This is a genomic window from Amycolatopsis echigonensis, from assembly GCF_002846615.1.
GTDB classification, from domain to species: Bacteria; Actinomycetota; Actinomycetes; order Mycobacteriales; family Pseudonocardiaceae; genus Amycolatopsis; species Amycolatopsis echigonensis.
Map to the genome: position 1 here is coordinate 1,419,935 of NZ_PJMY01000003.1, position 21,828 is coordinate 1,441,762.

Genomic DNA, 21,828 nt, shown 5'->3' on the forward strand with positions numbered 1-21,828 from the left:
TCGGTCACGTCCAGTTGTTGTCACGCATGCCCTCTCACCTCCTCGTGGGGCGGGCCGGGGACGGTGATCAGCGGGTCCAGTTGTTGTCGCGCATGGCGGCGGCTCCTTTCGCGACTTGATGGGCGGTGATCGACGAGGCTCAGCGGGTCCAGTTGTTGTCACGCACGGTTGGCGGCTCCTTCCATCGCTTGGCGGTCAGTGGTTGCGAGATTCAGCGAGTCCAGTTGTTGTCGCGCATCGCGGCAGCTCCCTTCGCGGCTCGGCGGGCAGTAATCGGCAAAGGTCAGCGAGTCCAGTTGTTGTCGCGCATCGCGGCTGCTCCCTTCGCGGCTCGGCGGGCAGTAATCGGCAAAGGTCAGCGAGTCCAGTTGTTGTCACGCATCGCGGCAGCTCCCTTCGCGCAGCTCGGCGGTCAGCGATCGGCAAAGGTCAGCGAGACCAGTTGTTGTCACGCACGGCGCGGCTCCCTTCATGGCTCGTTCGGTCGGTGGTTGCGGTCAGCGAGTCCAGTTGTTGTCGCGCATCGCGGCGGCTCCCTTCGCGGCTCCGGTGGTCGGTGGTCGGCAAGGGCTCAACGAGTCCAGTTGTTGTCACGCACGGCGACGTCCTCCTCAGTGATCGAGCGATCGGCATCCCACGGGCTTCAGCGGTCCCAGTTGTTGTCGCGCACGGCGGCAGCTCCCTTCCCGAAGCGACGGTCGGCAGTCAGCAGGTTCAACGAGTCCAGTTGTTGTCACGCACGGCAGTCCTTCACCTCCTCCCACCGCATTTCGTGCAGTGCTCGCAGTCGTTTCACCGGGTCCAGTTGTTGTCACGCACCGCAGCCACCTCCTTTCTGTCCGCCAATCCCGATCCACCGGCAGTCCTCAGCGAGTCCAGTTGTTGTCGCGCATTCGCCGCTCCTTTCCGCGTCCCTGATTCCCGTCCCGGCTTGGTTCACCAGTTGTTGTCCCGCACTGTGGGCACCTCCTCCCCTTCGCGAAGACCGAAAGTCTCAACCTCAAGTCGAGACCCGAAGGGACCTCAAGGGAGACCGCGGTCACCGAAGAGCTGTCCAGTTGTTGTCGCGCACGGTCGTCACCTCCGTTTCAGAGTCGCGCCGTCGGCGGTTTTCGCACGTCAGCACCGGTGGGCCGGTCACCGAAAGTGGCCGTGGGAGGCCAAAAGGGACACTCGTGGATCCCCTGGTCCGGCCCGGATTCGGAGCAGGTGGCCACTACTCACAGTGGCTACCTCCCCTCGCCGGCCGTCTGGCGCTGGTCTGTCCGGGCGAAATCGCCCCGGTGCTTCCCAGAGTCCGGACGACAGGCAGCACACAACGCGCCTCGTCGTTTACCGTAGAAGCCAATCGGGTGAGGTGAAGAGTGCGCGGACGAGTTGCCGGGTGGTTCACAGGCTGGCGCCTATGGCGGTTGCCCTCTCACGTCCGCATGTATGTGCTGCTGGTGAACGTCGTGGCAGTGGGCACCACCCTCGCCACCGCGTGGCTCGCGCCAGTGCGCCAGATCGACCTGATCCGCTTCGGGGTCCTCGCCGTGTGCGCGGCGCTCGCGATCGAGGCGACGCGGCACATCGAACGACAGCGCGAGTACAGCCGGGCCCCCACCGTCGCGTACGTCGACACCAAGGCCGTGTGGAGCATCGCCGCCGTCGTCGCGCTGCCGGCGATTCTCGCGTCGGCGATGGTCGTGCTCACCTACGCCGTCGCCTGGTGGCGGATCTGGCCGCGCGAACGGCCGGTCCTGCCGCACCGCTGGATTTTCTCCTGCGCTTCCGTCCTGTGCGGGACGCAAGCCGCGGTCGCCGTGCTCGCGCTCGGCATGCACCACTACCCCGGGGTTCTCTCCAACGGCTTCGGGCCTGGCCTGCTCGACCTCACCGTCTTCGTGCTCGCCGCCGGGCTGCGCTGGGCGATCAACACCGCGCTCGTCATGGTCGCGATCGCGCTGTCGAGCCCGCCGCGGTCGTTCGCCGACCTGTTCTCCGGCTTCGGCGACCAGCTGCTGGAGGCGGGCGCGATCGGGCTCGGCCTGGTCACCGCGGCGCTCCTGATGCTGGCCAACCCGCTGATCCTGGCCGGCGTCGTGATCGCCCTCGTGGCTTTGCACCGCGGGCTGCTGCTCACCCAGTTCCAGCGCGACGCACGCACCGACGTCACCACCGGGCTGGCGACCAAACGCTGGTGGCGCACGGTCACCGAGCGCTACCTCGAACGCGCGCGGGCGAACCAGGACAGCGTCGGCGTGCTGCTGCTCGACCTCGACCACTTCAAGGCGATCAACGACACCTACGGCCACCCCACCGGCGACCTGGTGCTGCGTGAGATCGCGATGTCGCTGCGCGACGAGGTCCGCGAACAGGACGTGTGCGGCCGCTGGGGCGGCGAGGAATTCGCGATCGCGCTGCCCGACATCCCGAGCGCCGAGCACCTCGGCCACATCGCCGACCGCATCCGGCGGCGGATCCCGCAGGTGGTCGTCGCGCTGCCGGACCAGGAGTCGGTGATCAGCGACCTGACCGTCTCGATCGGCTGCGCGCTGTACCCGGCCGAGCATCTCGCCAGCGTCGACGACGTGCTGGTCGCCGCCGACGCCGCGCTGTACCGAGCCAAGCAGGCGGGCCGCAACCGGGTGGAGCTGGCGAGCGCTTGACCGTCGGCCGAGGCCGCCGCTAGAACTCGTCCCATGGACTGGACTCTCGAGGTCGTCGTCGTGCCGGTGACCGACGTGGACCGGGCGAAAGCGTTCTACGTCGACCAGGTCGGCTTCCGCCTCGACCACGACATCAGTCCCGGACCGGGACAGCGCCTGGTGCAGCTGACCCCGCCGGGCTCGGGCTGCTCGATCGTCCTGGGCAAGGGCATGGTCCCGGACATGCCGCCGGGGTCGCTCAAGGGCCTGCAGCTGGTCGTCGCCGACGTCCGGAAAGCCCGCGAGGAGCTGGTCGAACGCGGCGTCGAGGTCGGCGAACTCCAGCTCTACGGCCCCGACCCGGGAACCGGCGCGCTCGAAGACCTCGACAACATCGGGTTCATCCACTTCTCCGACCCCGACGGCAACAGCTGGTCGGTGCAGCAGATTTCCGCGCGCGCCAAGGTCTGACCCGGGGCGGTGGCGGCCTAGTCCGGTGAGCAGCACCGAGCCGCTGGACCCGTTCGCTCCCGCGCTCGCGGTGTTCCTCGCCGCAGCTGTCTCGGCTTGGGATGCCGTCGAGCGGGGGCGAACATCGGCGGGCCGCTGACGCTTCGGCCAAGACGACAGAGCGCTAGTCCACCAGCGCACCGCAGCTGACATTCACCGTGGCCGCAGTCATCGTGCGGGCTCGGTCGGACGCGACAAACGCCGCTACCGCACCGACATCGGCCAGCGTCGCGGTGCGGCCGAGCATGGTCGGTTCGGCGAGTTCCGCCGCGAGTTCCTCGGCTCCGGGGAAATCCGCTGGGATGGTTTCCGGGACGCCACCGGTCCGGAGGGTCACCGTGCGCACGCCGTACCGGCCGAGTTCGGCGGCGAGTTGCCTGCGCATCGCTTCCAGTGCGGCGAAGCCGACTTGCAGGCCGCCGACCGCGTGGTTGCGTACCGGGTCTCCGTCGCCGCCGAAGAGGAGGACGACGCCGCTGCCTTGGCGTTTCATGTGCCGGCCAGCCGCGCGCATCGTGAGGAAGGTCGTACGGACGCCGTTGACCACCGGTTGCTCGTAGTCCGCCAGCGACATCTCGACCATCGGAGTTCCCTGGACGTCGCCGTGGCTGATCACGTTCACCGAGATGTCGAGGCTGCCCGCGGCTTCGACCACTGCGTCGGCATGAGCGTCGACGGACTTCTCGTCGAGCGCGTCCACTACGGCGACGTCAGCGGTACCGCCAGCTGCGCGGATGTCGTCAGCGACCCGGTCCAGCTTCTCGCGAGTGCGTCCGGCCAGGAAGACTCGCGCGCCTTCCTCGGCGAACGCTCGCGCGAACGCACCGCCGATCCCTCCGCCAGCGCCGTACACGACCGCGTTCTTGCCTTCGAGCAGCATCTTGAGAGCTCCCTTCTCGTGCCTGTCACCAGTGCGTCGAGCGGGGAGCCGGGGAATCGACGTCGGTGTTCAGGGACGTGGCAGGCCCATCGGGTTGGGGACCGGAACACCTCCGCTGTCGATGATCCGTCGGCTGAGCGGGGTCGCCAGCTCCAACACCCGGTCGACGCCTGCCGGGCCCAGTGCTTCGAGCGGGGCGGCGGCCAGCCGGTCGGTGGTTTCTTCGATGGTGCGGCGGATTTCCGCACCTGCCGGGGTCAGCCCCTCGGCATCGATCAGGCCGCGCTCGACCAGGTTTGCCGTCGCCTCGGACCATTCCTCGTCCGTCCAGCCCCGGGCGCGCTGGACTTGCTCGCGAACGGTAGCGCCGGTGGCGATGTGGGTGAGCGTGGTTTCGAGTCCGGTCAATCCGGAGGTGACCGCGGCCAGGACGTGACCGTCGCCGCGGTGTTCGCGCAGCACGGCGGTCGCCAGCCACAACCGGGCCAGCGGACGGTCCGGGCTCGGCACCGCGGACCAGGCCGCCGCGAGTGGGCGCGCGTCGAATTGGCAGGCGGCGACGGCTTGTTCCAGCAGCGTGGCCAGCTCGCCCACCGCTGCCGGCCCCAGCAGCCGCGTCAACGCCGCTTCGACCGCTTCGATGCGAGTGCGCAGCACGTCGCCGGGAGAGGCGAACGACCACGCGTCGGGAAGCGCTCGCGCGACCATCCGCGGGGCGAACCCGAAGAACATCGACGTGACCGGTTCCGGGCCGATCGGGCCGAGTGGTGCCGCTCGGCCCGCGAAGTAGCCCATCCACCAGCCGCGCAAACCGACGTCCTTCGCCGCCGCGGCGGGCTCGGGGGCGAAGTAGACGACTGCGTGGAGTGGTTCCAGGGCGGTCCAGAGGTTGCGGGCCGGGTTCGGCTTCATGCGGCAACTCTAAGACCCGGGTACGACAAAACGGGTCGCACGAAAGCGGCCCGCCGCCCCGAAAGCCGGGACGGCGGGCCGTGGAGCGGAAAGCCTCAGGCGAGCTCGAGGCCGTAGGACTGCAGTTCCAGAGTCAGCGGGTAGAAGTAGCTGGTCTGGGTGTCGCCGCCGGAGAGCGTGCCGAGGCCCTTCTCGCCGTCGTACGCCGGGCCGCCCGAGTCGCCGTGGTCGGTGTGGGCGGTGGTGCCGAACTCGTGGTTCAGGACGCCGACGTCGAAGTTGACCGACTCGTCGACCGAGGTGACCTGGCCGCTGCCGCCGCCGGTCGTCTGGCCCATCTTCTCGATCTGCTCGCCGACGGTCGGGCTGGCCGCGCTGGTGATCTTCTGGCCGGTGTTGATCGCGCCGGGGCCGGTGCCGTTCGGGCGGGTCAGCAGGCCCGAGTCGGCTCCGGGGCAGTCGCTCTGGACGACCTGGGCGCCGGAAACGTCGCCGCCGGACCAGGTGCCGCCTTCATTAGTGCAGTGGCCCGCGGTCAGCATGTACGGCTGGCCGCCCTTGGTCACGTTGAAGCCGAGCGAACAGGTGAACTGGCCGTTGTTGATCGAGTCGCCGTCCGCGATGTAGGTGGCCAGCTTGCCCGAGCGGTGCTCGACGCGCGCCGCGTCGCCCAGCTTCGCCGCGGCCGCGGCGACCTTGTCCTTGGTGGCCTGGGACGCCGAGTCGTAGATCTTCACCACGACCTGGTTGGTCTTGGTGTCGATGCCCCACGACGTCTGCGGCACGTTCTTGACGGTGTCCATCTGGTTCTTCGCGCTGGTGAGGGCGGTGAAGCTGTGCTTCACGAGCTTCGTCGCGAAGCCCGCCGCCTTGGCCTTCTCCTGCGCCGCGGCGTCGGTGACGTTCAGGACCGCCTTGCCGCGTTCGAGGTAGATGCCGCCGTTTCCGGCGCCGAGCGTGTCGGCGACCTGCGTCGCCTGGGTGATCGCCTGTGCCTGCATCTTGGCGAACGCCAGCGGGCTTGCCGACGCGGCGTTCACGCACATGCCCGCGGTCAACGCCGCGGCCGACAGTGCGGTGAATCCGGCGACGAGAGTCTTCCGGGAAGTCATGGATCTTCCTCCAGGTGGGCTGAACCGACCGGTGGGACGCCCCACACTGTTGTTGCCCGGCAACCAACGCGAAACCGACGAAGGTTGGTTAATAACCAAAAAATGCGGACCAACCGGACAAGATTGCGCCGTTCGGACCACCTGGAATAAGCCGAACGGCACCACCCGGACGAGTCAGTGCTGTCCGGGCCACCGGACGTGCTCGGCGTAGCCCTCGTTCTTGCGCAGGTACCCGGCGATGAACGGGCACACCGGAACGATCACGCCGCCGCGCGCCACGACGTCGTCCAGCGCGGCCTTCGCCAGCACCTTGCCGAGGCCGCGGCCGCCGAACTCGTCGCCTATCTCCGTGTGGGTGAAAACGGTTTCGGTGTCCTTCGGGGTGAATTCGGCGAAGCCGGCGAGCTTGCCGTCCGCATACACTTCGTAGCGGTTTTCGCTGTCGTTGCGGGAAACGCGGGGTTCTTCTTCGCTCATTCCCGCATCCTCACACACCGCCCGAGTCCGCGCGGGACGCTCCGCCCGTGCTCTCCCTGGGGATGACCGTGTGCGGCGCGACGAATTCCTCCGCGGGCAGCCCCGGATCCTCGATCCGGGCGGCGAGGCGGGAGACCGCGGTGCGGGCGATGAACGGCGTGTCCAGCGAAACGGTGCTCAACGAGGGACGGGAATAGCGGCCTTCCTCGATGTCGTCGATGCCGATGATCGCCACGTCGTCCGGGACGCGCAGACCGGCGTCGAACACCGCCCGGATCGCGCCCATCGCCAGCAGGTCGGAGTAGCAGAAAATGGCGTCCGGGCGCGGAGATTCGCGGAGCAGCGACGCGGTCGCCTCGTACCCGTCCGCCCGGCCGTAGTGAGCGGCCGTGGCCTGCAACGCGGTCACCGGCTCCAGGCCGTGCTCGTCCAGCGCTTTGCGGAAGCCCTCAGTGCGCTGCAAGGGCGTCGAGTACATCTCCTTCGGCTGGGCGCCGATCGCCGCGATGCGAGTACGGCCGCAGTCGAGCAGATGCGTCGTCGCGTCGTGGGCCGCGACGACGTTGTCGATCGCCACGTGGTCGAAGCGGTGGTCGAACACGTGCTCGCCGAGCAGGATCAGCGGCGACGAACGCGCCGGGTCCACGTCGCGCAGCTCGTCCCCGGTCGCGAGCGGCGCGAACAGCATGCCGTCGAACAGGTTGCGCCTGCCGCCGCCGCGCAGCAGCTGGCGTTCCCGCTCGTGGTCGTGCCCGGTCTGGTCGATCATCACCTGGAAGCCGAGGCTCGCGGCGGCGTCGATGACCTCGCGGGCGAGCTGGCTGAAGTACGGCACGTCGATCTCCGGCACCACCAGCGAGAGCAGCCCGGTCTTGCCGGTGCGCAGCGTGCGGGCGACCGGGTTCGGGATGTAGCCGAGTTCCTCGATGGCCCGCAGCACGCGCTGGCGCATCTTCTCGCTGACGTGCTCGTAGCCGCTGACGACGTTCGACACCGTGCGCACCGAAACCTGCGCCCGATCCGCCACGTCCCGCAACGTCGCCGCCATGGAGCCCCCTTCGCCGAAAGTCATCCTACCTTTTGCAACGTGTGCAAGCATGTCGTACAGTTTGCCTACGTTGGCAAATTCACGGCGCGCCCCTCCTCGCACGTCGCCTTGCCGCCGTCCCGCACAAAGGAGTGCCATGAACCCCACTCTCCGACGGAGCGGACGGACAGCCCGCCGCCTCGCCCGCAGCGGCGGCGCCCTCGCCGCCGCGACCCTGCTCGTCACCGGGCTGAGCGCCTGCGGTCCGGACATCAGCTCCGACGGCGCGGCCTCGGACAACTCCGTCCTGCAGGCCCCGTCCGAGGACGCGCCGAAGGGCGAGATCACCGTCTGGGACCGCTCCGGCGACCTGTACAAGGTCTTCGATTCCGCGATCAAGAAGTTCACCGCGAAATACCCCGGCGTCACGGTCAAGCACGAGGCCGTGGACATCGCGGGCAAGCTCCAGAACACGCTGATCACCGGCACCGACGTGCCCGACGGCGTCTTCCTGGACGACGCCAAGGTCGGCGGCTACGTGAGCCACCTGTGGAATCTCAAGGACGTGCTCGCGCCCTACACGAAGGACATCGCCAAGCAGAAGGTCGACGTCAACACTGTCAACGGCGGCATCTACGGGGTGCCCTTCGACCTCGACCCCGGGCTGCTGTTCTACAACGCGAAGGCGCTGAGTGCGGCCGGGATCGACCCGAACGGCATCAAGACCTACGACGATTTGCTCGCGGCGGCGAAGAAGTACCAGCAGTTCAAGCCCGGCGCGAAGCCGATCCATCTGGAGCAGGACGCCTTCAACAGCCAGCTCCAGCTCGAGATGTTCGCCAGCCAGCAAGGCACCGGCCTGGCCGGCCCGAACGGGGCGTTGCGGCTGAATTCCCCGCAGTACCACCAGATCCTGAGCTGGCTGGACACCGTGCGCAAGGAAGGGCTCGGCACCCGTGCGGAGTACCTCAAGCCCACCGACGTCAGCGCGCTGGACTCGGCCAACGAGGTCTTCTACCCGTGGGCGATCTGGTTCGACTTCGCCCCTCAGCAGCAGCTGACCGCGACCAAGGGCGACTGGCGGGCGATGCCGCTGCCGGCGTGGACCGCGGGCGGCGCGCGCAGCGGCGCGATGGGCGGCTCGTCGTTCGTGATCCCCAAGGACGCCAAGAACCCGAAGCTGGCCTGGCTGTTCTACCGCTTCCTCATGTTCGACCAGGCCGGTTACACCGGCGTCTACGGCCCGAACGCGGTCTACCCGGGCGGCTTGAACACCTCGATCCCGGCTTACCAGCCTGCCGCCGATCCGGCGAAACCGCTGTTCCGGCCGATCGACGCGATGGGCGGCCAGGACGTCTGGAAGACCGCCGTCGAAGCGGGCCGGGAAATCCCCGGCGGAGCCCCGATCCCGGCCTGGTGGTCCGGCGCGGTCGATTACCTCGGCACCGACCTGCAGAAGATGCTGGACGGCACGCTCACCCCGCAGCAGGTGATCGACAAGGCGGGCCAGGACATCCAAACCAACCTGATTGACCGCAAATGACCACTCGTTCCGCGACCGCCGCGGCGAGGGTGTTCCGGGAACCGCCTCCGGCAGCCAAGCCGAGTTCCCGGGCACCACGCCGCCGTCGGCGGCGCACCCTGCCGTGGCGCCGCCGCTTCGCGCCGTATCTGTTCGTGCTGCCGTTCGTGCTGGTGTTCCTGGCGTTCAGTGTCTATCCGCTGTTCTTCACGCTGCGCCTGAGTTTCACCGACTGGCACGGGTCCGGCGCCGCGCGCTGGATCGGCCTCGACAACTACCGGTATCTGCTGACCAGCAGCGGATTCTGGTCGTCGCTGGGCAATTCCGGGGTGCTGTGGCTGCTGACCGTCCCGGCGCAGATGGTGCTGGCGGTGGTCGTGGCGGTGCTGCTCAACGCGATCAAACGGCTGCGCGGGTTCTACCGGGTGGCCTTCGTCGTGCCGTTCGTGACGCCGCTGGTGGCGGTCGCGCAGATCTGGATCGTGCTGTTCGACCAGAACAACGGCGCGGTGAACGCGATGCTCGGCGCGGTCGGGCTGCCGCCGGTCGGCTGGCTCGTCACGAGCGGATGGGCGAAACCGACGCTCGCGCTGCTGTTTCTCTGGAAGACCACCGGGTTCGTGGTGCTGATCGTCCTTTCCGGACTCCAGCAGATCGACCGCGGCCTGTACGAGGCCGCGTCGCTCGACGGGGCGGGCCGGGTGCGGCAACTGTGGACGATCACCGTTCCGCTGCTGCGCCGGTCGCTGATGTTCAGCCTCGTCCTGCAGACCCTGGCGGTGTTCCAGATGTTCGCCGAGCCGTACGTGGCCACGAAAGGCGGGCCGTACAACTCGACCACCACGGCCGGGCTCTATCTCTACAACCACATCACCCGCGCGGATCTCGGCACCGGGGCGGCGAACTCGTTCCTGCTGGTGATCGTCGTGATGGCGGTGTCGCTGCTTTTCGTCCGGCTGCTCCGAGCGGAGGACTGACATGACCACCCTCGGCGTCCGCGAACGGCGGACCGGGCCCCGGCCGCTGCTCGGCTCGCACGCGTTCCTGATCGTGCTGACCGTCGCCCTGCTCGCGCCGGTGGCGTGGGCGATCCTGTCGTCGTTCAAACCGGCGGGCGAGATCATCCGGCACCCGCTCGGGTTCGACCCGGCGACCTTCACGCTCGACAATTTCCGCGGGATGTTCCAGGACGTCCCGATCGGCAGCGGGTTCCTCAACACCGGCATCGTGCTCGTGGCGAAGGGCGCGATCACGATGTTCTGCGCGCCGCTGGCGGCCTACGCGTTCGCGAAATACCGGTTCGCGGGCCGGAACCTCATCTTCGGGGCCGTGCTGCTCACCCTGATGCTGCCGACGATCGTGCTCGTCATCCCGCTGCTGCTGGAGATGAAGGAACTCGGCTGGGTCAACACCTACCAGGCGCTGATCCTGCCCGGTTCGGTCGACGCGTTCGCGATCTTCTGGATGCGCCAGGTGATCGCGGCCGTGCCGGACGAACTGCTCGACGCCGCCCGCGTCGACGGCTGCGGCGAGTTCGGCATCTTCTGGCGGGTGGTCGTCCCGGCGATCCGGCCGGGCCTCGCCGGGCTCGGCGTGCTGACGATCATGAACATCTACAACGATTTCGTCTGGCCGGTCGTCACGGCCAGTTCCAGCCGGATGGCCACCCTCCAGGTGGTCCTCTCGACGCTTGCCCAGAACATCTCGGGCAACCGGGTGGGGTCCGATTACGCAACCATCACCGGCGAACTGCTCGCCGCCGCGTCGATCGCGCTCGTCCCGCTGCTGATCCTGTTCATCGTGCTGCAGAAGCACTTCATCAACGGCATCCTCGCCGGAAGCGTAAAGGGCTGACACACATGACGATTGCCGAGAACGCCGCCGATCCGATCGCCGCGGAGGCGGTCCCCCGGCCCGGCTATCCGCGTCCGGACCGGGACCGGTCCGCGCGGTGGCTGAGCCTCAACGGCCGCTGGCGGTTCACCGCGGCCGACGGCGCGCCTGAGTCGATTGTCGTCCCGTTCGCTTGGGAGACCCCAGCCTCGGGTGTGCAGCGGACCTGGCTGGAACACGCGGTCTACGCGCGCTCGATCACGGTTCCGCCGGAATGGACGGGACAGCGAGTGATGCTGTGCTTCGGCGCGGTGCATCACCGAGCGGTCGTCTCGATCGACGGGGCGGCCGTCGGTTCGCACGTCGGCGGGTACAGCTCGTTCGAGTTCGACGTCACCGACGTGCTGGAACCGGGCCACCCCGCTGAGCTGACCGTCGAGGTCGAGGCACCGGCGGACAAACGCGAAATCCCGCACGGCAAACAGCGTTCGATCCCCCGGGACGACTACGACGGCGTGTCGTTCACGCCGACGTCCGGCATCTGGCAGAGCGTCTGGCTTGAAGCGCGCGGCCGCACGTACGCCGCCGAGGTGTCCGTCCGCGGGGATTCCCTGACTGGCTTCGACATCGCCGGCGAACTCGCTGGGGATGGTCCGGACAGCGCAGCCGTGGTCGCGCTACTTGACGGCCGCGAGACCGTCCTTTCGGTGCAGAACGGGCGGTTCTCCGGTCGCCTGGACGTTCCGTCTCCGCGGTTGTGGAGCCCTGAATCGCCGCACCTCTACTCCATCACGCTGACCGTGGGCGAAGGCGACGAAGCCGACCGGCTGACCGTGACCGGCGGGCTGCGCCGGATCGAGACGCGCGGCGAGGCGTTGTATCTCAACGGGGAACGGCTGTACGTGCGCGGCGTGCTCGACCAGGGCTACTGGCCGGAGTCCGGGCTCACCGCGCCGGACGACGAAACTCTGATCCGCGACCTCGACCTGGCGCGGGAACTCGGTTTCTCGCTGGTGCGCAAGCATCTCAAGGCCGAGGAACCGCGGTGGCTTGACCACGCGGACCGGACCGGGATGCTGATCTGGGCCGAACCGCCGGGCCCGAGCCGGTTCAGCCCGGCGGCCGCCGAGGCCTTCGAGGCACAGCTGCCCGACCTGGTCCGGCGCGACGGCAACCATCCGTCGATCGTGATCTGGGGGCTGTACAACGAAGAATGGGGGCTGGACTGGGACATCCCGGGCAGCCCGGAGCGCGCCGCCGCGGCCGAGCACGCCTACGACCTGATGCGTTCGCTCGACGACACGCGGCCGATCGTGGAGAACTCCGGCTGGGCACACGTCAAGACCGACCTCGTCGACTGGCACTACTACGACGAGAACCCGCGTACGTGGGCGGAAAACCTCGCCGCGCTGGCGTCCGGCGAGCGGGAGTCGTTCGAGGTCAAGCTCCGGCCGGACTTCCTGGTCGACAAATCGTTCTACGGTTCGGCCGACTTCCCGCGGTCCGGCGTTCCGGTGCTGAACAGCGAGTACGGCGCCGGGTTCACCAGCCTGGAGCGGGCGTGGCACGTCCGCTGGCAGACCCAGGAAATCCGCAGGCACGACCGGTTTTCCGGCTATATCTACACCGAGCTGACCGACGTGGAACACGAAATGGCGGGACTGCTCGACACCCACCGGCGGCCGAAGGACTGGGGCGGGCTGAACCCGGCCGACGCGTTCGCCGCGACGACCCTGGTGGTCGACCTGGTGCCGGCGCACGCGGGTGCCGACCTGCCGGTCCCCGCGGAACCGCTGACCCTGGACGTGCACGTGTCGCACACCGGCCAGGAACCGATCGCGGGAACTCTGCACGCCGCGTGGGGCGCGTCGGGCTCCCGCAGCCTCCCGTCGTCTCCGGAGGATTCTGTTTCCGCGCAAGCGAAACCGTTCCGGCTCAGTGACGCGTTCCCGCTGACGGTCCGAGCCCCCGGCGGTCCGGCGCGACTGCACCTGTGGCTGGAGATCGACGGCAAGGTGGCCGCGCGGACGTTCGTGGACGCGGCGGTGGTGGAAGAGCTGAACCGGCGAGGCGCGCGGGACTGAGCAATCACGGAAGGGGCGGCCAGCTCGGGTGAGCTGGCCGCCCTTTCCGCTCAGGACAGGGCCCTCATGAGGCCGGGACATGCCAGACCTGAGTGAACAGGCCGTTGCAGTCATAGATCTGCAGCTGCGTACCGTCCGCGGTCTGCGCCTGCGGATCGTCGAGGCAGCGACCCGACTGCGGGTTGTAGATCGACCCGTCCGCACGAGCCTGCCACTGCTGCGAGGGCGTGCCCAGACAGTCGCGAAGCTCCACTTTGGACGAATTGGCGGTGCCGCCGCCTACGATGTTGAGGCATTTGTCGAAAGCGCGGATCGTGCCGTCGGTTTCCAGCGACCACTGCTGTCCCGTCGCGATGCCGCAGGTGTACAGCTGCACCGCGTTGCCGTTGACCGAGGTGTTGGTGTTGACGTCGACGCATTTGCCGGTGGTGCCGGGGCCGGTGATCTGGCCCTGCGCGTTCGGCAGCGTCGCCGTGCCGAAGTCGGTTTCGCATTTGCCGGTGGACAAATGCGTGCCCGCGAGCATCAGGAAGGTGTTGCCGGAGGCCGCGCCGAGGAGCGGCGAGCTGTATCCGGCGCAGGCTGTCTCGCCCGCGTCGTAGCCGCCGGTCGGCGCGGTCGTCACCGGCGTGGTGATCTCCTGCCAGGCGCCCGATCCGAGGTTCCGGTTCACGAACAGCACATGCCCGTCCTCCGGCTGAATCGCCAGCGAACCGTCCGTGCCCGCGACCACCCGCTGTCCGGACGCGATGAGCGTTCCGTTCGCGCCGCCCGCCGGCGACCAGGTCAGATACGGCGTGTGCAGCAGGAACCGGTGGTCGGCGGTCTCTATCCGAGTGCCGAGACTGCCGGGGTTCCACGATTCGGCATCGGGAGACGTCTTGAAGTAGACGTCACAGGCCTGGTCGGGGTCGGCACCGGCTTTGCAGTCCTCGTAGGTCATCGCGTAGGTGCCGTTGGGCAACGGGACGACAGTTGCCATCCCGGGCCGGTCGACCCCGTTCTGCAGAGCGACGTCGTAGACCTCGTTGCCCCACGTCAGACCGCCGTCAGTGGAGACGGCGTGCGCGAGGACCTGGGCGTAGTTGTTCACCGACGGGCGTTCGTCGGAGAAGTAGCAGATGAGCCCGTGGCTGGTGGTGGCGAACTCCGGCTCCCAGATGCCGTGGCCGATCGTGTTCGCCATCCCGGATTCGGCCGCGCACGAACTGCGGTAAGTCCAGCTCGCGCCCTGATCGGTAGAGACGAAGACTTCGACCGCCTGCTGCGTGTAGTCGCCGTGGTTCCAGGCCGTGCCCGCGGCGAGCAGTGTGCCGGCCGGCAGCGATCCTTGCGCGCTCGGCAGTTCGTAGAGCGTCGGGCCGTCGAGATCCCAGCCGTGCTGGGTGTCGGTGACCGTGCTGATCGGCGAGGACGTCCAGGTGACGCCGTTGTCGGCCGAGCGGTAGATCGGGAAGTTCGCCTTCCCGACCCCGGTGCCGGAATGGGAGAACGTGGCCAGCAAGGTGCCGTTCGCGCTGCCGTTGTGCGCGAGGCGGATGACGCGCGGATAGCTCGCGTCCTCAGTGGAACCGGCGGCGGTGCTGGGCCGGTAAAGCACTCCGCCGGAGGTCGTTGCCGCGGCGGCGACGCCCGTCGGCAGCGCGGCCGCGACGGCGGCGCCGAGCACGACAGCAGCGACGAGCGCGCCGCGCCGTCTCGGACCGGAGCGAGAACGGAAAGCGAGGGGACCAGGCGACATAAGCGTCACTCCTAGGACGGGACGGCGCCACGGCCTGCTCCCGGCTCTCCTTCCCGGACACAACGGCTCGCGCGGCCGCTGAGCTTGTCGAAGAGGTGGCCGGCCCCGGCCGCTTTGCCATCGTGTGAAAACCGGAGAATACTCCGATTTGCACACGTTGCAAGAAACTGTCCGGCGGACAATCGCCGCTGTCGCCCCGCACCCGGATGTCGGCCCGCCGTCCACCGACGAGCGACGCGGCAGCACGCACCGGAGACCCCGCGACGGACCGCGCTGGTCCGCCCGGGCGATCCGCCGAATCGGCGGAGTGGCAGGACTTCCGCCGCGCCGGGCGGGTCTGTTTGCCTCGTGGAGTCGGTACCCGCGAAGGCAAGGGAGCACGCGTGCAGCCGTTCGTCCTGCCCGAGTTCTACCTCTCGTACCCGGCCCGGCTGAACCCGCACCTGGAGAGCGCGCGGAAGCACAGCAAGGCGTGGGCGTACACGATGGACATGATCGACGTGCCCCAGCACGGCACCGTCATCTGGAACGAGCACGACCTCGATTCCCATGACTACGCGTTGCTCTGCTCCTACACCCATCCCGACGCCGCCCCGCGGGAACTCGATCTCGTGACCGCCTGGTACGTCTGGGTCTTCTACTTCGACGATCACTTTCTCGAACTGTTCAAACGCACCGGCGACATCGACCGCGCACGTGCGTACCTCGACCGGATCGCTCGCTTCATGCCCGCCGAAGGCGAAATCACCGAAACCCCGGAAAACCCGGTCGAACGCGGCCTCACCGATCTGTGGAACCGCACCGTGCCCCACCGGTCCGCGGGCTGGCGGCGACGTTTCCGGACAAGCACGCGCAACCTGCTCGACGAATCGTTGTGGGAACTGGCGAACATCACCGAGAACCGGATCGCGAACCCGATCGAATACGTCGCCATGCGCCGCAAAGTCGGCGGTGCCCCCTGGTCAGCGAATCTCATCGAACACTCGCTGAACGCCGAAGTCCCAGACGTAATCGCGGCGAAACGCCCGATGGAAGTCCTGCGCGACTGCTTCGCCGACGCCGTACATCTGCGCAACGACCTCTTCTCCTACCAGCGCGAAGTCGAAGACGAAGGCGAACTCTCCAACAGCGTCCTGGTCTTTGAGAAATTTTTAGGCTGCACGACCCAAGAAGCCGCAGACGCCCTCAACGACCTGCTGACCTCGCGCCTGCACCAATTCGAACACACCGCCCTCGCCGAAGTCCCCGCCCTCTTCGACGAACACGGCGTGCACCCAGCCGGACGAGCCGAAACCTTCGCGTACGTCAAAGGCCTGCAAGACTGGCAATCCGGCGGACACGAATGGCATCTGCGCTCGAGCCGCTACATGAACAAAGGCACCCTGGACGCCCGCGGCGGCCCAGAGTTGCCAGGCGGCCCGTCCGGGCTGGGCACCTCCGCCGCCCGGATCTTCCGCTCCGTCGCCACCACCGCACCCCAACGCGCACGAGCGTTCTCGCACCAGCCTTACGAACAAGTAGGCCCAGTCGCTCTGCCGACGCTGCCCCTGCCATTCCCTTTGCGACTCAGCCCGCATTTAGCCGCGGAACGCAAGAAAATCGCCGAGTGGCCACGGCGCATAGGCATCCTGTCCGAACAGGTCTGGGACGCCGCCCGCCTGCGCGCGTCCAACGTCCCCTTGGCCGCCGCAGGAATTTGCCCCGACGCACCCCCGGAGCAACTGTCCCTCACGACCGACTGGCTCACCTGGGGCACCTACGCCGACGACTACTACCCGGCGGTCTTCCGACACGACCTGCCCGCCGCCAGGCTTGCCACCGAACACCTCAAACTCTTCATGCCCACAAACGGTGAATCCCCACCACCACCGCTGACCGCCTTGGAAACCGGCCTGGCCGACCTGTGGCAACGCACCACCGGACCAATGAAGCCCGCCGAACGCGAAACGTTCCGCGGCACGGTCGAAACCATGATCAACGCCTGGGTGTGGGAATTGGCCAACCAAGCCCAGAACCGCATCCCGGACCCCATCGATTACGGGGAAATGCGCCGCCAAGCCTTCGGTTCCGATCTGGTGACAAGCCTCTGCCGGATCGTCAACAGCCGCGCCGTGCCCGCGGAAATCCAGCGGAACCGAGTCATCGAATCGCTGGAGGACTCCGCCGCTGATTACGCCTGGCTGGTCAACGATTTATTCTCCTACCGCAAGGAAATAGAATACGAAGGCGAACTGCACAACGCGGTGCTGGTCGTACGATCGTTCCTGGACGTGGAACAAGATCGAGCCCTGCGCATCGTCGCCGACCTGGCGAAAGCAAGGCTGACGGAGTTCCGCCACACGGTAGACGTCGGCCTGCCCAGCCTCTTCGCCGACTACGGCTTGGACCCGAAGACCCGCGCGGCCCTCACCGGCTACGCCGACCTGCTGAAGAACTTCATGACCGGCATCGCCCACTGGCACCGCGAATGCGACCGGTACAAAGACGCGGAACTGGACCGGCTCGGAGTCCGAGCCGGACCAGCCCACCTCAAGCCGAACGACGCCGAGAACCCCCTCGCCGCCGCACCGCAGCACCCAGGCTGCACTGGCACCCCGCCCATCCCGCTAGGCACAGAACCCCGCCGCTTCCAGCCCGGCCCCACCGGCCTGGGCACCCAATCCCTGAACATCCCCGCACCCACCCGCTGACCGCGAATCCCTCAAGGTCCCCCTCACGGACCTCCGCAGCCCGTGAAGGACCCCTTCACAGACCGGCCCAACCGGCGCGACTCACCCAATGCCACGAAGCGCTAACCCGACATCGCGAACCCCCACACCCCCTACCCCACCCGCGCACCCCCGCCCCTCAAACCACCACCGACGCACCCAACAATCGAGGCACCCAGCCCCTCCCCCACACCCCGATACGAAGCCTCCCTGCGGTCTGGGGGTGCTTGTCAAGGCATCTTTCCCGCCTTGACAAGCACCCCCAGACCGTCAGCACACTCGGGCTTCGGGGTGCCCCACGCACACCCGCCTGCAATGTCGCCGCCAGGCGACGAGCAGAAGACGAGCCGCCCCAGAAACCAGACAATCGCCCGCAAGGGTGCGCCCCGCCACTCCACCGAGCATCCCGCCCCACATCCGGCAATACTCGACACCGTGACCAGCCCGAACCTCCACTTCCTGGGCCACGCGACCACCCGCGTGGAACTAGCCGGCCAGGTCGCCCTCACCGACCCAGTCCTCACCCGCTGGATCGGCCCCCTCACCCGCGTAGTCCCCAAACCGGACGTCTCCGCCTGGACCGCGGTGGACATCGTCCTGATCTCCCACCTCCACGGCGACCATCTCCACCTCCCCTCCCTGAAACTCCTCGGCAAAGCCACCAGAATCGTCGTCCCGAGAGGCGCGGGCTCCTGGCTGGCGAAACAAGGCTTCACCGCCGTAGAAGAAATCTCCCCCGGCGAAACCGTCACCTCCGGCCCGCTGACGATCACCGCCACCGAAGCGGTCCACTCTGGCCACCGCTGGGGCCCTCGCCTCACCCACGGCCCGCAAAGCCCAGCCCTGGGCCATCTCATAGAGGCCGGCAACCAGCGGATCTACTCCGCCGGAGACACCGACCTCTTCCCCGGCATGGCCGACCTGGGCCCAGTCGACGTAGCCCTCCTCCCGGTCTGGGGCTGGGGCCCGAACCTCGGCCCCGGCCACCTGACCCCGGAACGAGCCGCCGAAGCCGCCGCCCTGCTGCAGGCCCGTACGGCGGTCCCGGTCCACTGGGGCACCCTCGCCCTCCCCGGCATCCACCGGACCGCCAAAATGCGCCAGCTCCTCGTGGAACCCCCGCGCACCTTCGCGCACCACGTCCGCTGCAAGGGCCTGGAGACCGAGGTCCTGCACACCCGCCCCGGTGCCGACGTCCTGCTCCCAACCCGCGAGGAGCGCGGGTGAATTGGACTGACCCGTCAGCGATCGGCTATCCGGCGCTGTTCGGCGGAGTGCTGCTCGGCTCCGTGATCCCGATCGTCCCGACCGGCGCGGTCGTCGGCGCGGCAGCCGCAGTCGCGATGACCACCGACCACCTCTCGCTCCCGCTCGTGCTCCTGCTGGCGGTCGCGGGCGCGTACCTGGGCGACGTGATCACCTTCGCCGTCCCGAGATTCGGCAGCGAACCGCTGCTGCGCTTCGTAGAGCGACGCCAGCAGGCCGAACGCCTCGCGAAAGGACGTGAGCAGTTCGCGAGACGCGGCTGGCAGCTCGTGGTCATCGGCCGCCTGGTCCCGGCCGGGCGCATCCCGGTGCTGCTCGCCGCGGGCACGCTCGGCTACCCGTGGCGCAAGTTCCTGCCGTCCGGTCTGCTGGCCTGCGTGCTGTGGGCGGTGGCGTACTCGCTGCTGGGCATCCTCAGCGGCGGCATCTTCGACTCGCCGCTGATCGCGACGCTGCTCGCCACCGTCCTGGTGCTGCTGGTCACCGCGGTGACCACGCTGATCTCCAAGAAACGAGCGGCCCACCAGACGGAAGGACATCGATGAGCACACCGGCTCCGGCGAAGGGCCGGTTGTTGCGCGGCGGCCGGGTCGTCGCGCGGGTCCTGCTGGTCTGGGTGGCGGTCACCGGCGCGTTGCGGCTGCTCGACGCGTGGCTCGACGGGTTCACGATGCAGTCGTGGTGGCAGCCGACCGTGTGCGCGCTGATCCTCGGCCTGCTCGTCTCGGTGGTGTGGCCGCTCGTTGTGCGGGTGGCCTGGCCGATCGCGTACTTCACCCTCGGCGTCGGCACCTACATCCTGCTCAGCGCCGCCGCGCTGGCGATCCTGCAGGCTGTGCCCGGCGTTGAGCTGCACGGCTTTTCGACGGCAGTCATCATCACCGTCGCGATGTCCGCGGTGGGCGCGATGATCTCGAGCGTGCTGGCCGTCGACGAGGACGAGATCTTCTTCCGCCGCGCCGCTCGCCGCCGGCGGAAAGCGCAGCACCGCACCGATTTCGCCGACCAACCGCCCGGTGTGATTTTCCTGCAGATCGACGGGCTCGGGTACGACACCGTCCGCCGCGCCATCCGCGACGGCGACATGCCGACCTTCGCGAAGTGGCTGTCCGAGGGCACGCATTCGCTCACCCGATGGCACACCGACTGGAGTTCGCAGACCGGCGCGAGCGTCTGCGGGATCCTGCACGGTTCGAACCACGACATCCTCGGTTTCCGCTGGTACGAAAAGGATCGCGACCACGTCATGGCGTGCGCGCATCCGTCCGACGCGGCCGAGATCGAGCGGCGGCACAGCGATGGGCGCGGCCTGCTGTCGATCGACGGCGCGAGCCACGGCAACCTGTTCTCCGGCGACGCCCCGCACGTCAGCCTGACCATGAGTTCGGTGCCAGTGCTCACGCCGCGCAAGCGTCGCCGGGACCGGGTCGGCGCCGGGTATCGCGCTTACTTCGCCAACCCGGTCAACGTGTTGCGCACCTTCGGCGTCGCGCTCGCCGACGTCGTCCGTGAACTGTCCGCGGCGGCGAAGCAACGACGCGCTGGCGTGCTGCCGCGGATCCCGCGCGGCGGCATCTACCCGCTCGCCCGGCCGGGCACGACGGTGATCGCGCGCGACGTCGTGGTGTCCGCGATCACCGGCGACCTGCTCGCCGGGCGGCCGGTCGTGTACGCCGATTTCCTCGGCTACGACGAGGTCGCGCACCACTCCGGCATCGAACGGTTCGACACGCTGGAGGTGCTGCGGTCGATCGACCAGCAGTTCGCGCGGCTGCTGCGGGCCAGCCGGCTCGCGCCGCGGAAGTACCACCTCGTCGGGCTCTCCGATCACGGGCAAACCCAAGGCCAGGCGTTCGTCGACCGGTTCGGCGAGACGATCGAGGCGCTCATCGGACGGCTCTGCGGCGGCGAACCCGTTGCCGGCCAAGGAAAGCGTCGGCAGGCGGAAAGCTGGCAGGTCAACGCCGCACTCGCCGAGGCGAGCGCGGGCGGCGGTTTGATCGCCCGCCGGTTGCGGGCCCAGGTCGAAGGCGCGGAAGGGGCCGACAACCGGCCACGCACCGCCGCTGGCTCGCCAGGACAGGTCGCGCGGGTGGCCCCCGGGGTCGTCGTGGTGGTGTCCGGGCATCTGGCGATGGTGTCGTTCACCGAGCACGAGGGCCGGGTCGAGCTGGAGACGATCGAACGCGAGCACCCGGACCTGCTGCCGACGCTCGTCGACCACGACGGTGTCGGATTCCTGCTGGTCCGCAGCCGCGAGTTCGGTCCGGTGGTGCTGGGCCGCGACGGGTTGAAGCGGCTGGCCACCGGCGTCGTGATCGGCGAGGACCCGCTGGCCGACTACGGTCCGTACGCCGCGGAACTGGTCCAGCGTGTCGACAGTTTCCCGCATTGCGCGGACATCATGATCAACAGCCGGTACGACCCGGATTCCGACCAGTCCTCGCCGTTCGAACGGCACGTGGGCTCGCACGGCGCGCTGGGCGGACCTCAGCAGCGGGGCTTCCTGCTGCATCCGCGAGAATTCCCCGCACCCGGCGAACCCGTCGGCGCGGAAGCCGTGCACCGCGTCTTCCGCGACTGGCTCACCTTCCTCGGCCACCCGGAACCCGGTGCGGCCGAAGAGAAAACCGCTGTCGTCCCCTCGGAGGTAGTGTCATGAGCAACCCGATCGTCTACGGCGCGAGCTGGTGCCCGGACGTCAAACGCAGCCGCGCGCTGCTCGACGCGAAGGGCGTCGAGTACGACTACGTGGACGTCGAGGCCGACCCCGCCGCCGAGGCCCGCGTACGCGAACTGCAGGACGGCGCTCGCCGCATCCCGACCATCGTCTTCGCGGACGGGAGCCACCTCGTCGAGCCGAGCGACGACGAACTGAACGCGCACCTGTCACGGTGACCCCGCTGACCGAACTCCCGCTGGGCACGCGGGTGGTCGTGCGGTACCGGATCGAGGGCGGATTCACCGACGCCCTCGGTCCGTTGCGCGCCCGCGATGCCGACACGTGCACCGTCGAAACCAAACGCGGCCTGGTCATCGTCCCGCTGGCCGCGGTGGTCGCCGCCAAACCCGTGCCGCCGGCGCCGCAGCGGAAATCGAGTGGCCCGGCCGAGCCGGATTTGTGAC

18 protein-coding genes are annotated in these 21,828 nt (G+C 68.5%); 12 read left to right on the top strand and 6 right to left on the bottom strand.

Going from position 1 to position 21,828, the window contains the following annotated elements; translation table 11 throughout:
• Nucleotides 1-1,364 precede the first annotated feature (1,364 nt).
• A complete protein-coding gene (locus ATK30_RS11210; protein ID WP_208637324.1) occupies nucleotides 1,365-2,651 on the top strand; it encodes a GGDEF domain-containing protein in 1,287 nt (428 codons plus the stop codon).
• 33 nt (nucleotides 2,652-2,684) lie between these two features.
• On the top strand, nucleotides 2,685-3,101 hold the full coding sequence (locus ATK30_RS11215; RefSeq protein ID WP_101435554.1) for a VOC family protein: 417 nt from the start codon (nucleotides 2,685-2,687) through the stop codon (nucleotides 3,099-3,101).
• A 163-nt stretch (nucleotides 3,102-3,264) separates the two neighbouring features.
• On the opposite strand, the gene ATK30_RS11220 is transcribed toward ATK30_RS11215, so the two are convergent.
• The 5 genes from ATK30_RS11220 to ATK30_RS11240 form a co-directional block, all read right to left on the bottom strand.
• Nucleotides 3,265-4,020, bottom strand: a complete 756-nt coding sequence (locus ATK30_RS11220) for an SDR family NAD(P)-dependent oxidoreductase (RefSeq protein ID WP_101435555.1) — start codon at nucleotides 4,018-4,020, stop codon at nucleotides 3,265-3,267.
• A 69-nt stretch (nucleotides 4,021-4,089) separates the two neighbouring features.
• The gene (locus ATK30_RS11225) at nucleotides 4,090-4,932 is read right to left on the bottom strand and encodes an SCO6745 family protein (protein ID WP_101435556.1); all 843 of its coding nucleotides are present in this window, start codon (nucleotides 4,930-4,932) and stop codon (nucleotides 4,090-4,092) included.
• A gap of 95 nt (nucleotides 4,933-5,027) precedes the next feature.
• On the bottom strand, nucleotides 5,028-6,044 hold the full coding sequence (locus ATK30_RS11230) for a S1 family peptidase (protein WP_101435557.1): 1,017 nt from the start codon (nucleotides 6,042-6,044) through the stop codon (nucleotides 5,028-5,030).
• 174 nt (nucleotides 6,045-6,218) lie between these two features.
• A complete protein-coding gene (locus tag ATK30_RS11235; RefSeq protein WP_101435558.1) occupies nucleotides 6,219-6,521 on the bottom strand; it encodes a GNAT family N-acetyltransferase in 303 nt (100 codons plus the stop codon).
• A gap of 10 nt (nucleotides 6,522-6,531) precedes the next feature.
• A complete protein-coding gene (locus tag ATK30_RS11240; RefSeq protein ID WP_101440751.1) occupies nucleotides 6,532-7,569 on the bottom strand; it encodes a LacI family DNA-binding transcriptional regulator in 1,038 nt (345 codons plus the stop codon).
• 136 nt (nucleotides 7,570-7,705) lie between these two features.
• On the opposite strand from ATK30_RS11240, the gene ATK30_RS11245 reads away from it, so the two are divergent.
• Genes ATK30_RS11245 through ATK30_RS11260 form a run of 4 tightly spaced genes read left to right on the top strand, consistent with a single transcriptional unit; the run spans nucleotide 7,706 to nucleotide 12,987 of the window.
• The gene (locus ATK30_RS11245) at nucleotides 7,706-9,091 is read left to right on the top strand and encodes an ABC transporter substrate-binding protein (protein WP_101435559.1); all 1,386 of its coding nucleotides are present in this window, start codon (nucleotides 7,706-7,708) and stop codon (nucleotides 9,089-9,091) included.
• Nucleotides 9,088-10,047, top strand: coding sequence for a carbohydrate ABC transporter permease (locus tag ATK30_RS11250; protein ID WP_101435560.1), 960 nt, complete (start codon nucleotides 9,088-9,090; stop codon nucleotides 10,045-10,047). Before ATK30_RS11245 ends, ATK30_RS11250 begins: the two co-directional genes overlap by 4 nt.
• Before the next feature lies 1 nt (nucleotide 10,048).
• The gene (locus tag ATK30_RS11255; RefSeq protein WP_101435561.1) at nucleotides 10,049-10,924 is read left to right on the top strand and encodes a carbohydrate ABC transporter permease; all 876 of its coding nucleotides are present in this window, start codon (nucleotides 10,049-10,051) and stop codon (nucleotides 10,922-10,924) included.
• A 5-nt stretch (nucleotides 10,925-10,929) separates the two neighbouring features.
• On the top strand, nucleotides 10,930-12,987 hold the full coding sequence (locus ATK30_RS11260) for a glycoside hydrolase family 2 protein (RefSeq protein WP_101435562.1): 2,058 nt from the start codon (nucleotides 10,930-10,932) through the stop codon (nucleotides 12,985-12,987).
• 64 nt (nucleotides 12,988-13,051) lie between these two features.
• On the opposite strand, the gene ATK30_RS11265 is transcribed toward ATK30_RS11260, so the two are convergent.
• Nucleotides 13,052-14,728: a sialidase family protein gene (locus ATK30_RS11265; protein WP_244194584.1), complete on the bottom strand. Its 1,677-nt coding sequence runs from the start codon at nucleotides 14,726-14,728 to the stop codon at nucleotides 13,052-13,054.
• 383 nt (nucleotides 14,729-15,111) lie between these two features.
• On the opposite strand from ATK30_RS11265, the gene ATK30_RS11270 reads away from it, so the two are divergent.
• From ATK30_RS11270 to ATK30_RS11295, 6 genes are all read left to right on the top strand, one after another.
• Entirely contained in the window at nucleotides 15,112-17,418 is a 2,307-nt protein-coding gene (locus tag ATK30_RS11270; protein WP_208637325.1) for a terpene synthase family protein, read from the top strand.
• Nucleotides 17,419-17,871: 453 nt separating this feature from the next.
• Nucleotides 17,872-18,663, top strand: coding sequence for an MBL fold metallo-hydrolase (locus ATK30_RS11275; protein ID WP_101435564.1), 792 nt, complete (start codon nucleotides 17,872-17,874; stop codon nucleotides 18,661-18,663).
• On the top strand, nucleotides 18,660-19,247 hold the full coding sequence (locus ATK30_RS11280; protein ID WP_101435565.1) for a DedA family protein: 588 nt from the start codon (nucleotides 18,660-18,662) through the stop codon (nucleotides 19,245-19,247). The genes ATK30_RS11275 and ATK30_RS11280 overlap by 4 nt, the downstream gene beginning before the upstream one ends.
• The gene (locus tag ATK30_RS11285) at nucleotides 19,244-21,364 is read left to right on the top strand and encodes a phage holin family protein (RefSeq protein WP_101435566.1); all 2,121 of its coding nucleotides are present in this window, start codon (nucleotides 19,244-19,246) and stop codon (nucleotides 21,362-21,364) included. Before ATK30_RS11280 ends, ATK30_RS11285 begins: the two co-directional genes overlap by 4 nt.
• Nucleotides 21,361-21,600 carry a glutaredoxin family protein gene (locus ATK30_RS11290; RefSeq protein WP_101435567.1) on the top strand — a complete coding sequence of 80 codons (240 nt, stop codon included), beginning with the start codon at nucleotides 21,361-21,363 and terminating at the stop codon, nucleotides 21,598-21,600. The genes ATK30_RS11285 and ATK30_RS11290 overlap by 4 nt, the downstream gene beginning before the upstream one ends.
• Entirely contained in the window at nucleotides 21,597-21,827 is a 231-nt protein-coding gene (locus ATK30_RS11295) for a putative acetyltransferase (RefSeq protein ID WP_101435568.1), read from the top strand. The genes ATK30_RS11290 and ATK30_RS11295 overlap by 4 nt, the downstream gene beginning before the upstream one ends.
• Nucleotide 21,828 lies beyond the last annotated feature (1 nt).